Origin of the sequence: Labilibaculum antarcticum, from assembly GCF_002356295.1 — a bacterium.
In the GTDB taxonomy this organism is placed as follows: Bacteria; Bacteroidota; Bacteroidia; order Bacteroidales; family Marinifilaceae; genus Labilibaculum; species Labilibaculum antarcticum.
The window spans coordinates 3,398,990-3,411,001 of sequence record NZ_AP018042.1 but is presented as its reverse complement, the minus strand read 5'-3'; the positions used below and the strand labels follow the sequence as shown (position 1 = coordinate 3,411,001).

At 35.1% G+C, this 12,012-nt stretch carries 11 protein-coding genes; 7 read left to right on the top strand and 4 right to left on the bottom strand.

What is annotated here, in order from left to right:
- Positions 1-29: 29 nt before the first annotated feature.
- The 7 genes from ALGA_RS13535 to nadD all read left to right on the top strand — a co-directional run bounded on the left by ALGA_RS13535 (position 30) and on the right by nadD (position 6,582).
- Entirely contained in the window at positions 30-491 is a 462-nt protein-coding gene (locus tag ALGA_RS13535; RefSeq protein WP_096429848.1) for a hypothetical protein, read from the top strand.
- A 123-nt stretch (positions 492-614) separates the two neighbouring features.
- Complete coding sequence (locus ALGA_RS22980; RefSeq protein ID WP_153244851.1) at positions 615-785, top strand: hypothetical protein; 171 nt, start codon at positions 615-617, stop codon at positions 783-785.
- A gap of 288 nt (positions 786-1,073) precedes the next feature.
- A complete protein-coding gene (locus ALGA_RS13530; protein ID WP_096433633.1) occupies positions 1,074-2,936 on the top strand; it encodes an ABC-F family ATP-binding cassette domain-containing protein in 1,863 nt (620 codons plus the stop codon).
- 52 nt (positions 2,937-2,988) lie between these two features.
- Positions 2,989-4,347: an MATE family efflux transporter gene (locus ALGA_RS13525; RefSeq protein WP_096429846.1), complete on the top strand. Its 1,359-nt coding sequence runs from the start codon at positions 2,989-2,991 to the stop codon at positions 4,345-4,347.
- A 112-nt stretch (positions 4,348-4,459) separates the two neighbouring features.
- A complete protein-coding gene (locus ALGA_RS13520; RefSeq protein WP_096429844.1) occupies positions 4,460-5,338 on the top strand; it encodes a YicC/YloC family endoribonuclease in 879 nt (292 codons plus the stop codon).
- 82 nt (positions 5,339-5,420) lie between these two features.
- Complete coding sequence (gene gmk / locus ALGA_RS13515) at positions 5,421-5,987, top strand: guanylate kinase (protein WP_096429842.1); 567 nt, start codon at positions 5,421-5,423, stop codon at positions 5,985-5,987.
- A 16-nt stretch (positions 5,988-6,003) separates the two neighbouring features.
- Positions 6,004-6,582 (top strand): nicotinate (nicotinamide) nucleotide adenylyltransferase, encoded by a 579-nt coding sequence (gene nadD / locus ALGA_RS13510; protein ID WP_096429840.1) that lies wholly within the window; start codon positions 6,004-6,006, stop codon positions 6,580-6,582.
- 285 nt (positions 6,583-6,867) lie between these two features.
- Here nadD and ALGA_RS13505 read toward each other — a convergent pair whose 3' ends face one another.
- The 4 genes from ALGA_RS13505 to ALGA_RS13490 form a co-directional block, all read right to left on the bottom strand.
- Entirely contained in the window at positions 6,868-8,931 is a 2,064-nt protein-coding gene (locus ALGA_RS13505; RefSeq protein ID WP_096429838.1) for a M16 family metallopeptidase, read from the bottom strand.
- A 66-nt stretch (positions 8,932-8,997) separates the two neighbouring features.
- Positions 8,998-10,323, bottom strand: coding sequence for a M16 family metallopeptidase (locus ALGA_RS13500; RefSeq protein WP_231705967.1), 1,326 nt, complete (start codon positions 10,321-10,323; stop codon positions 8,998-9,000).
- 328 nt (positions 10,324-10,651) lie between these two features.
- Positions 10,652-11,203: a 2-oxoacid:acceptor oxidoreductase family protein gene (locus tag ALGA_RS13495; RefSeq protein ID WP_096429834.1), complete on the bottom strand. Its 552-nt coding sequence runs from the start codon at positions 11,201-11,203 to the stop codon at positions 10,652-10,654.
- Positions 11,204-11,235: 32 nt separating this feature from the next.
- Positions 11,236-12,009 (bottom strand): thiamine pyrophosphate-dependent enzyme, encoded by a 774-nt coding sequence (locus ALGA_RS13490; RefSeq protein WP_096429832.1) that lies wholly within the window; start codon positions 12,007-12,009, stop codon positions 11,236-11,238.
- Positions 12,010-12,012: the final 3 nt, after the last annotated feature.

Here is a 12,012-nt window from a genome sequence, read left to right as displayed (position 1 = left end):
ATTATTTTACGAAAAATAAAAAAGACTCCATGAAAAAAAAACTATTAAAACTTTCACTGTTCTCATTAATAACAATGAATTTACTATTTCTCACTACTTCATGTGATTACAATGATAAATCAACAATCGATCAAAACGAAACTCAACAAGAGGATACCAGCAGTGTTATAATCTCAGCCTACATCACCCTTCCAAAGTATGAAAAAAACCCTAGTGCTGAAGACATCAACAATACTAAATCCTACCCTCAATTAGTCAATATCACTTGTCCTCCGGCTCGTAATCAAGGTGGTGAGGGATCTTGCGTTTCCTGGGGCGTTGGTTACGCAGGAAAAAGTATTAGTTGGCATGCTTTATTTGATGGCTCCTTAGATTACAGCATGAATATTTTGAGTCAAGAATACATTTACAATCAAATTAAAGTTATTGACTGTACCAGTGGCTCAAACGGAACTGATGAATTAAATTTTGTTGTAGACCAAGAAGTTTAAGTTTGGAATAACATGCCTTACACCAATAGTTCCTGCAATTTATATCCCACTAAGAATCAAACATCAAAAGTCGCAATTTTAAAGCTGTGAGCTATAATACTGTACCTAAAACCATGGACGTATTTGAAAGACCAACTTACTGCGGGCAAACCAATAGCTGTTTATGGACCTGTTTATCGTCAATTTTGCAATTTTAGTTACAATCAGTACAAACCAAAACAGTTGAAATTTACGGTCACCATTGCTATTGTGTTGTCGGTTCTGAAGACAGGAAAAATGCCTTCCTTGCTATGAATTCCTAGATTACTAATTGGGGGACAAATTGATTTCAGACTCTACTATGGCCAAAGTATCGACAGAAGCATCTGAATCATACAGAGCATAAACCTTGTTATGATTGAAATAAAATTAGTTGCATCCTGCTATTATTAGATAGCAGGATTTTTTTTTGACTAATTATTTACTCTCCTCTAATAATATCTAGAAGCAATTTGAACAAGTTAATTCTAATTCAAGACCAGATTAGTAATGTATCAGTACTTATTCGTAAATTTGAGCTCCAAAAAATTAAGAACAGATTACATGATATCATATTTACAGGTTGAAAACCTCACCAAGAGTTACGGAGATCTTACACTATTTGAAAATATTAGCTTCGGCGTAGGACAAGGGCAAAAAATTGCATTGATTGCAAAAAACGGGACTGGAAAGACTACTCTTTTAAATATTATCTCAGGATTAGATAGTCAGGATAGTGGAGATATCTCATTCCGCAGCGATTTAAAAATGGCCTATTTGGAACAAAACCCTGATTTAAACCACAGCAACACTATTCTTAATGAGGTTTTTAACTCTTCCGACCCAGTCCTTTCTGTGATTAGGGACTACGAACGGATTATCAAGAACGATGATCAGGAATTGATGGCAGACATCCTCGAAAAGATGGATCAATTCAAGGCCTGGGATTATGAAAACAAAGTAAAACAGATTCTATCAAAACTGAAAATCACCAATCTTGATCAAATGATTGGGGAACTTTCGGGCGGACAGAAAAAACGAGTTGGATTAGCAAAAGTATTAATTACTGATGCTGATTTTTTAATTCTCGATGAGCCGACCAACCACTTGGACTTGGAGATGATAGAGTGGCTTGAAGAATACCTAAACAAATCGAAAGGAACCCTTTTAATGGTAACTCACGATAGATATTTTCTGGATCGTGTTTGCAATATAATCATCGAAATGGAATCCAATACCCTATTCACCTACAAGGGCAACTACTCCTACTATCTTGAGAAAAGAGCGGAACGAATCGAAAACCTAAATGCTGAAGTTGGTAAAGCTCAGAAATTAATGAAAACTGAGCAGGAATGGATACGAAGAATGCCACAAGCCAGAGGAACAAAAGCGAAATACAGAGTTGATGCTTTTGAGGATATAAAAAAGAAAGCTGGTTCAGGGCTTAAAGAAGCTACAATGGATTTAGATATTAAATCCGCAAGATTAGGAAATAAAATTTTGGAACTGGGTCACCTCTACAAAAGCTATGGTGATTTAAAAATATTAGAAGATTTCAGCTATAAATTTCAAAAAGGTGAGAAAATTGGAATTGTAGGTAAAAATGGAACGGGAAAATCAACCTTCCTAAATATGATTACCCAAAATATTGAAGCCGATTCAGGATCTATTGAAATTGGAGAAACAGTAGTTTATGGCTACTACAAGCAAGATGGAATAACCATTAATGAGAATGAGAAAATCATAGACGTAATTAAAGAAATAGCAGAATCTATTGATTTAGGGAACGGAAAGGTGATGTCGGCTTCTCAATTTTTAGAATACTTTCTTTTCCCTAGTAAAACTCAGCACAACCAAGTCTCTAAATTAAGTGGTGGCGAGAGGCGTCGACTTTATTTAATGACTGTATTGATAAAAAACCCAAACTTTTTAATTCTCGATGAACCGACCAACGATCTGGACATCATGACTTTAAATGTTTTAGAGGATTATCTATTAAACTTTTCGGGATGTTTAATTATCGTATCTCACGACAGATATTTCATGGATAAGGTTGTTGATCAATTATTTGTATTTGAAGGAAATGGAATCATCCGAAATTTCCCCGGCAGTTACACTATTTATCGTGACTCAGTAGATCTGCAAGAAAAAGCGATTAAAAAAATTGAAAAACAAGCAAGCCCTAAAAAGGAAAAGCCAAAACAGGAACAGTCTAAAAAATTATCTTTTAACGAAAAAAGAGAATTTGAGCAATTGGAAGTAGAGATTGAAACTCTAACAACAGAAAAAGAAGAGATTGAAGTTGCTATGAGTTCAGGTAGTCTTTCCAATGATGTACTGATGGAAAAAGCAAGTCGAATTGAAAAAGTAATTGAATTAATTGACGAGAAAGAATTTCGATGGTTAGAATTAAGCGAACGAGCTTAATTTTCAATATCCATTTTAAATAGCTGAGCTATTTAGCTCTAGAGAGAATTAGATGAAAGATTTCACGCAAGGAAATATCACCAAACTCATACTGAATTTCACTTTACCCATGTTGTTGGGAAATGTGTTTCAGCAGCTCTATAATATCGTAGACAGTATCATTGTGGGAAAGGTATTGGGTAAAGAAGCCCTTGCGTCTGTGGGTGCATCATTTCCTATTATATTCACGCTAATTGCTTTATTGATTGGGATTGGTTCTGGCTTTTCAATTGTAATATCTCAATATTACGGAGCAAAAGACATCAATAGAGTAAAGAGAGCTATTGATACCATGTACATATTTTTATTCACTACTGGTATTTTCATCTCTATGCTCGGAATCTATTTTAGTGAAGAACTATTCATTATTTTACAATTACCTGCAGAATTGATACCTCAGGCAACGGCCTATCTGAATGTATACATGGCCGGAATGGTGATGTTTTTTGGATTTAGTGGAACCAGTTCTGTTCTGCGGGGACTTGGTGATTCGAAAACACCGCTTTATTTTCTGATACTTGCATCTATTTTCAATATCATATTCGATTTACTATTTGTAATGGTATTTAAATGGGGAATTGCAGGAGCTGCCTGGGCAACAGTTATTGCACAAAGTGGTGCATTTATTTCTGCTATAATTTACCTAAACAGAAGCCATAACATTCTTAACTTTTCACTTTTCAAACTAGTGTTTGATAAAGAAATTTTCCTCAAAAGTTTAAAGATTGGTATTCCATCGGGACTTCAGCACACATTTGTTGCGCTTGGAATGATGGCCTTACTCGGAATTGTAAATACATTTGGTACTGATGTTATAGCCGCATATACTGCAGCCGGTAGAATTGACTCTTTGGCTATGTTACCAGCCATGAATTTTTCACAAGCTGTAGCCGCATTTGTTGGTCAGAATTTAGGTGCCAATAAGATTGACCGGGTACGACAAGGATTTAAGGTTACATTTATCATGTCGAATGTATTCTGCCTGTTCATGACTGCAATAATTGTCATATTTGGCAGTCACCTAATGAAACTATTTACAACAGATGCAAACGTAATTGCCATTGGGGAAAAATACTTAATCATTGTAAGTTCCTTTTACCTGTTATTCTCCACAATGTTCACCACTAATGGTGTTTTAAGAGGTGCTGGCGACACACTAATTCCAATGTTTATAACACTCTTTGCACTGTGGATCATTCGTATTCCCGGAGCCTACTTTCTATCTTCAAAAATGGGAGAAACGGGAATTTGGTGGTCAATACCTCTTGGCTGGTCGATGGGATCAATATTATCATACCTTTATTACCGAACTGGCAGATGGAAAATGAAATCCATTATAACAACTGACAATCAGATGCTTACCAGCAAGTAATTAATATAAGCCGACAAACCAAAATATGATTCTCTCAACTGTAAGTATATAAAGGAATTGATTTGTAAATCCACTTCAAACTCTTACCTTTGCTGAAATAAATAGCCCAAATATGTTAATATCGATGACAGGCTTTGGTAAAGCCATTCTTGAATTGAAAAACAAAAATATTTCAATTGAAATCAAATCCCTAAACAGTAAACAACTAGATATCAATACGCGAATGCCAAATCTTTACAAAGAAAAAGACTTGGTAATAAGGAATGAAATCAAAAACAAGCTGGAGAGAGGAAAAGTAGAGCTTTCCATTTTTATTGAAAGTGTTGGTTCTGACAAAGAAACTAAAATCAACAAACCTATTGTTGAGGCCTACTACAGGCAGTTAAACGAACTAGCTCAGGATCTTGGAATTGCCATGGATAAAGAGCCTATTCTTCAAACCATAGTAAAACTTCCAGATGCTCTAAAGGTTGAATATCAAGAGCTCGACGAAGAGGAATGGAATCTGATTTTTGAAGGATTTAAAACTGCACTTGCAGCCATAATGAATTTTCGAGAACAAGAAGGAAGTGCACTCCAGAAAGATATTTTTGCCAGAATTAACAACATTGAAAATCTTTTAGCAGAAGTTCCTCAATACGAAAATGACCGAATTGAAACTGTTCGTACCCGAATTAATGATAATCTAAGAGATTTTGTTGAAAAACAGAATGTAGATAAAAATCGCTTCGAACAAGAAATCATTTACTATCTGGAAAAATTAGATATTACAGAGGAAAAAGTCCGACTTGCGAACCATTGTAAGTATTTCCTAGAAACATCAAATACAGGAAATTCAGAAGGTAAAAAACTGGGTTTTATCGCTCAGGAAATTGGACGTGAAATCAATACTTTAGGTTCGAAGGCCAATCATTCAAACATCCAAAAAATCGTAATTGATATGAAAGATGAATTGGAAAAAATAAAAGAACAGCTTTTAAACGTCTTGTAATTATTACAATAAATCATATTTTAGCGTAGGGTTAGTCACTCTGCGCTTTTTTATAATACTAACCTCAATAACACAATATCAAATGCCGGGGAAATTATTCATATTTTCTGCTCCAAGTGGATCTGGGAAAACGACAATAGTTCAACATCTGTTAAAGCAGGATTTCAAGTTAAAATTCTCCGTTTCTGCGACAAGCAGAACAAAAAGAACCCATGAAATTGATGGTAAAGACTATCATTTTATGTCTGCTGAAGAATTCAAAGCGAAAATTGACAACGATGAATTCCTTGAATGGGAAGAGGTATATGAAGGTTGCTTTTATGGTACGCTTAAAAGTGAAGTTGAAAAGATTAGAGAAGAAGGCGACAATGTAATATTTGATGTTGATGTTGTTGGCGGTACAAATATCAAGAAATTTTATAAAGAGGACGCTTTGGCTATTTTTATTCAGCCTCCATCAATAAAAGAGCTGGAGAACAGATTGCGCAATAGAAATACTGATTCGCAGGAAGTAATTGCCAAACGAGTTGAAAAGTTTAAATTTGAATTAGCTTTCTCAGATCAATTTGATAAAGTAATTGTTAACGATAAGCTGGAAGATGCTTTTGCAGAAGCAGAAGTTACACTAATCAATTTTCTAAACCAATAACACAAGACCCAATCGGATGAGAATAGGACTATTTTTCGGATCGTTTAATCCAATTCATATCGGCCATCTCGCTATTGCGAACTACATGGCAGAATACACCGATTTAGAACAAATTTGGTTTGTAGTTAGTCCACACAATCCTTTCAAGAACAAGAACAGTCTCTTAGCCGATTATCATCGGCTGCAATTGGTAAATCAGGCAATTGACCGCTATCCCCATTTCAAGGCATCTAATGTTGAATTTGGAATGCCCCAACCTTCTTTTACGATTGATACCCTTACCTATTTAAAAGAAAAAAACCCATCTCATCAGTTTTCTCTAATCGTAGGATCGGATAATCTAAAAAGCTTTTCAAAGTGGAAGAATCATGAATTAATTCTACAAAATCATGCTTTATTTGTCTATCCACGACCTAATTTTGAAAGTGAATCGATTACTATGGATGGCAATATTTACATTGTAAATGCTCCTTTAATAGAAATCTCCTCAAGCTTTATCAGAAAAGCCATAAAAGAGAAAAAAGACATTCCCTACTTCATGCCCGAGAAAGCTTACAACTATCTAAAAGAAATGCACTTTTACGAGAAACTATAAAATAAAAAAGGCTGGTCCCCACCAGCCTTTTCTCTAACCCAAAATGATTTCCAATACGAAGTTTTAACCCTAAAACCATATATATTCATAAGGAAATTCCGATTCGATCACTATGCCTAACCACTGCACTCCCGAATCGGAGTGCAAAGATAGATATTAAATTTAAATCACAAAGGGTTTTATAATTAATATTTATCTTTCAAAAAGAATAACGTTTATACTTGAATTTCCATAAGAAAAGGCTACAAATTGCAGCCTTTTCTATATTTAAGTCTTTAATTCATTCTAATTAAAAACAGAATCATCCACACCTTTGTTTACCAATAATTCGGTAATTGTTAGAGGCATTTCCTGTGGTCCCATTTTGGTAACCGTTAAGTAAGGATATTTTATACCTTCCACTTCTTTGTATTCTTTGTAAAGCATTACAATACTTATTCCATTTTGCTGCATTATTGTTTTTAGCTTAAGGCCCGAATCAACTGAAAAGAAGTCATATCTCGACACTCCATCAGCATCTGTAATTTCAAGTTTATAAGCTTTCTCACCCTGAATAACCTCAGCACCAACAATTTCCATTTCATAACCAAGTTCTTGCATATTTAACTCAGGACACATTTGAGCTTGAATTTTATATTTGCTCAACTCAGCCTCATCCGCTTGCTTCTCTTTACCCATGGCAATAACCTTAGCTGAAGTTCCATTATACGAAATTGCTTGCACTACCTGACCATTCATGGTCATTTTAAGGCTATACTTTTCATTATTTTTAAAAGCTGATTCAACATTCACACTCATTGGCCCCATTTTCATTTCACCTTTAATTGCAAGATCTTTTACGGCAGACCATTTCTCACGACCACCAACAGCAGTTACATAACTATCAATTACCGTCTTACAAGTTAAACCTTTAGGTATGGCATTAGGATCTTGTTTTACAAGATCACCTTTATAATCGTACTCTTCTACTGTGTTCGTTGAACTTAGTTTGGCCAAACAACTCATGTATTTTTTATCCCCAACTACCAAATAAACAGCATTATTAGGATCAACATACTTCTTCGCCATTGCCTGAACATCTTCCAATGTTACTTTATCTAGTTTTTCAAGATAAGTTGCATAATAATCTGCAGGCAAGTTGTAACGCTCAATAGCCATGGCAAAATCAGCAATGGTTGAAGGAGCCTCTAACGATCTTGCAAAATCACCAGCCATAGTTGCTTTGGTCATATCCAAGTGATCCTGAGTTAGCTTCTGATTGCGAATAAAATTCATTTCGTAAGCGATTTCAATCAATGCACTATCTGTAACAGTAGCTTTGACTTCCGAACCTGCAAAAAACTGCCCCACTAACTTATCTGACGAAAGTCCTGAATAAGCGCCATAAGTATATGCTTTGTCTTCACGAAGATTTCTATTCAATAATCCCAAAAATCCACGTCCCAACATCGAATTCATAACAGATGCTGGAATTACATCAGGATCACCTTTTTTCAAATCGATCCAGTTAATAATTTGCACTAATGATTGAGGAGCAGCATCCTTATTTGCTAAAACAACTCTCTTTCCTTCTATTTTAGCAGGCATGTCATATTTATGAGTTGGCACTACTCCCTGCTCCCACTCACCAAAGTATTTTTTCACTAATTTCTTAGCTTCTTTAGTTGTGATATCACCTACAATTGCCATTAAAGCAACATTTGGCTTAAAATAAGTCGCATGATATTTCTTACAATCTTCAACAGTTACATTGTTAACCGAAGTTTCTGTCAACACTTCTCCATAAGGATGATTTTCACCATATACTACTTTATTTCTTACATTTCTTGAAGTAGACTTCGGATCTGTCTTATTTGCTTCAAGACCGGATAAGGTTTGTTTTACAATCTTATCAAATTCATCTTGAGGGAAAGTCGGATGTAAAGTTACGTCGGCCATTAATTCAAGAATTTGCTCCTTATATCTTGATAAACCACCAGCTTCTACTCCATCGGATCGTGCTCCCAACTTGGCACCTATAAAATCAATTTCTTCAGAAATTTGATTAGCTGTACGATTCGCTGTACCCCTATCCATTAAATCTCCTACAAATGAAGTATAACCCACTTTTTCTCCCTCTACAATTGGGTCGATTAATAAAGAAAGTGCAAATTCAACTTTAGGAAGCTTATGGTTCTCTACCACTAATACTTTCAATCCATTTTTTAAAGTAAAGCTATCGTAGTCTCCAATCTGAATTTTTGGAGCAGGACCCGCTGCCGGAGCCTTTGTTCGATCCACTTGAGCACTTGCCGATATCACGAAACAAACTGCGATAAACAGTGCGGATAATCTATATATATTTTTCATTATTTTCTTTTTTTTCAATTTTAGAACAGTTGGATTTTTCAACTAAAACCCATATTCATGATATTACTAATTTTGCTTTGGCATGTAATAAAGAACTACTCTATTTTTTGATACAAAATATTTTTGTGCAACATCTCTGATATCCTCTTTTGTTACGGAAAAGTATTTCTCGAGCTCTTCATTCACTCTTCCAGCATCTTTATAATATGTATATGCTGTTGCTAAATTTGAAGCACGCATTTCGATTGTAGCATTAGAACTCACCAATTCATTCTCTATTTTATTTCTCAACTTCTGAAATTCACTATCAGAAATCAATTCTTCACGAACCGTAGCAAACTGTGTGTCCATTTCTTTTTCAAGAACCTTCAAATCAACTCCCATATTAGGAATACCAAATGCCAAAGTTAGGCCTGGATCTTCATTTGGCATTGGGAAAGCCATCATTTGTAATGCCAATTGCTTTTCATCAACCAAAGTTTTATACAAACGAGAACTCTTACCATCTGTCATTAACTTGGACAACATATCAACGGCATAAAAATCGGAAGTACCTACAGCTGGAATGTGATATGCTTGAATTACGGCAGGCAATTGAATATTGTCATAAACAGTATCTCTTACTTCAGCAGTTTTAACAGGCTCAACAATACTTGGACGATAAATCTCTTTTGTTCCTTTAGGAATTTCAGTAAAATAATCGTTCACTAATTTTTTAGCCTCTTCGGATTTAAAATCACCACAAATAGTTAAAACTGCGTTGTTCGGCACATAAAATTCCTTGTAAAAATTTAAGAAATCCTCATCTTTTGCATTTTCAATATGCTTCTCATCACCAATAGTTATCCATCGGTATGGATGCTTCACATATGCTCGTTTCATTGTTTCAGGCAAAATTCTTCCATACGGACGATTGTCATAACTCTGCTTCTTCTCTTGAATCACTACACCTTTTTGCGTCTTAATTCCAATCGCCTCAACTTTAGCGTGCATCATTCTTTCCGACTCTAACCAAAGACCTAAAGCCAATTGATTAGATGGTAGCTTCTCATAATAGTATGTTCTATCAGAAGAAGTATTCGCATTTAACACACCTCCTGCTCTCGAAACATATTTATCGTACTGGTGACGAGGAATATTATCAGTTCCTTCGAACATTAAATGTTCAAAAAAGTGTGCAAACCCAGTCATTTCCGGATTTTCATTTTTTGATCCGACATGATACATAACAGAAACAACAATATTAGGAGTTGTTTGATCTTGCTGAAGTATTACATGCAAGCCATTATCCAAATCATACTCTTCAAATTCTATTTTCCCCGTTTGAGAAAAGCCACTTGTTAGTACAAATATTACTAACAAAGACAGCATTAGTAGTCTTTTACTCATCATTTAATAAAATTATACGTGATACATAAAAATTGATTTTACGTCAAAAAAATCGTTAAACAATATTAAATAATTTTATGCTAACCATCAACTTTATTGGATAAACACAATCCACGAACGATCAATGGATAAAAATGACCGTTCAACACATTCAAATGAATAAAAACAAAAACAAATTTTAATTAGCAAAACACTGATATCAAAACTTATATTACAATAGCTTTCACATTCGCATCTGCTTTCTCATCAATTATTCATCACAAATAAAAGGGGAATCCCGTATGGAATTCCCCTTTTGCTAAACCTTATATTAGGATTGTTGTGCTGTCTCTTACAAAACATGAACTGTCTCAACATTACTACTGCCTTTTTGAATTGCTTCAATATTTAAAGGAATTAGCTTATGATGACGTTCAGGTAACGATTTTTCAAGTCCTTTCTTAACATTCTCTAATAATACGATAGGCTTCACTTTAAGAAAAGCTCCCATAATAATCATATTGAATGTTTGAGGATTTCCCAATTCAGCTGCAAGCGCAGCACCAGGAATTCTATAAATATTAATATCTTTTCTCTCTGGATGATGAACAATACCATTTGGATCATATATCAAAGTTCCACCTGGCTTAACCTCATTTACAAATTTATCCATTGATTGCTGGTTAAGGATAATCGCAGTATCGAAACTTTTCAATACTGGTGAACTAATACGATCGTCACTTAATATAACAGTTACATTAGCTGTACCTCCACGCATTTCAGGTCCATAAGATGGCATCCACGATACTTCCTGATTTTGCATGATAGCAGAGTAGCAAAGAATTTTACCCAATGAAAGGACACCTTGACCACCAAATCCTGCAATTATAATTTCTTCAGTCATTTTTTTACAGATTAATTGATTAAAATGGATTTTTATCTATCCTTTAATGTACCCAATGGGTAGTACGGAAACATATTTTCCTTCATCCATTCGTTTGATTTAACTGGAGACAATTTCCATCCAGAACTACATGTTGCAACAATTTCGATAAATGAAATCCCCTTATGCTCTCTGGTATTTTCAAAACCTTTACGAACCGCTTTTTTCAATTTACGAACCGCTCCAGGAGTTTCAGCAGATTGACGGGTCACAAAACGTGTACCTGGCAACATTGCAAGTATTTCGGTAATCCTCATTGGATATCCAGTCGTAGAACAATCACGTCCGTATGGAGTAGTAGCAGTAACCTGTCCTTCCAAAGTAGTAGGAGCCATTTGACCACCGGTCATACCATAAATTGCATTATTCACGAAAAAGACTACAATATTTTCACCTCTATTACAAGCGTGCATAATTTCGGCACAACCAATAGAAGCTAAATCACCATCTCCCTGATAAGTAAATACGTATTTCTCAGGCATTAATCGAGCAGTTGCTGTTGCAAGTGCAGGAGCACGTCCATGAGCTGCTTGTTGCCAGTCAATATCAAGATAATTGTATGCTAAGACAGAACATCCAACAGGCGAAATACCAATTGTTTTATCCTGAATCCCCATTTCATCAATCACCTCAGCAATTACCTTGTGAATTACTCCATGAGTACATCCAGGACAGTAATGCATTTCATTATCTAAAAGAAGGCTGGTTTTACCATAAACCAGATTCTCTTTGCTAATTATTTTGTTGATATCAGTCGTTGCTGTCATAAC

What these genes read in the sequence shown, in the direction of transcription:
- ALGA_RS13535 (WP_096429848.1), top strand. Translation starts at nt 30, where the DNA reads ATGAAAAAAAAACTATTAAAACTTTCACTGTTCTCATTAATAACAATG.
- ALGA_RS13530 (WP_096433633.1), top strand. Translation starts at nt 1,074, where the DNA reads ATGATATCATATTTACAGGTTGAAAACCTCACCAAGAGTTACGGAGAT.
- ALGA_RS13525 (WP_096429846.1), top strand. Translation starts at nt 2,989, where the DNA reads ATGAAAGATTTCACGCAAGGAAATATCACCAAACTCATACTGAATTTC.
- ALGA_RS13520 (WP_096429844.1), top strand. Translation starts at nt 4,460, where the DNA reads ATGTTAATATCGATGACAGGCTTTGGTAAAGCCATTCTTGAATTGAAA.
- gmk (WP_096429842.1), top strand. Translation starts at nt 5,421, where the DNA reads ATGCCGGGGAAATTATTCATATTTTCTGCTCCAAGTGGATCTGGGAAA.
- nadD (WP_096429840.1), top strand. Translation starts at nt 6,004, where the DNA reads ATGAGAATAGGACTATTTTTCGGATCGTTTAATCCAATTCATATCGGC.
- ALGA_RS13505 (WP_096429838.1), bottom strand. Translation starts at nt 8,931, where the DNA reads ATGAAAAATATATATAGATTATCCGCACTGTTTATCGCAGTTTGTTTC.
- ALGA_RS13500 (WP_231705967.1), bottom strand. Translation starts at nt 10,323, where the DNA reads ATGATGAGTAAAAGACTACTAATGCTGTCTTTGTTAGTAATATTTGTA.
- ALGA_RS13495 (WP_096429834.1), bottom strand. Translation starts at nt 11,203, where the DNA reads ATGACTGAAGAAATTATAATTGCAGGATTTGGTGGTCAAGGTGTCCTT.
- ALGA_RS13490 (WP_096429832.1), bottom strand. Translation starts at nt 12,009, where the DNA reads ATGACAGCAACGACTGATATCAACAAAATAATTAGCAAAGAGAATCTG.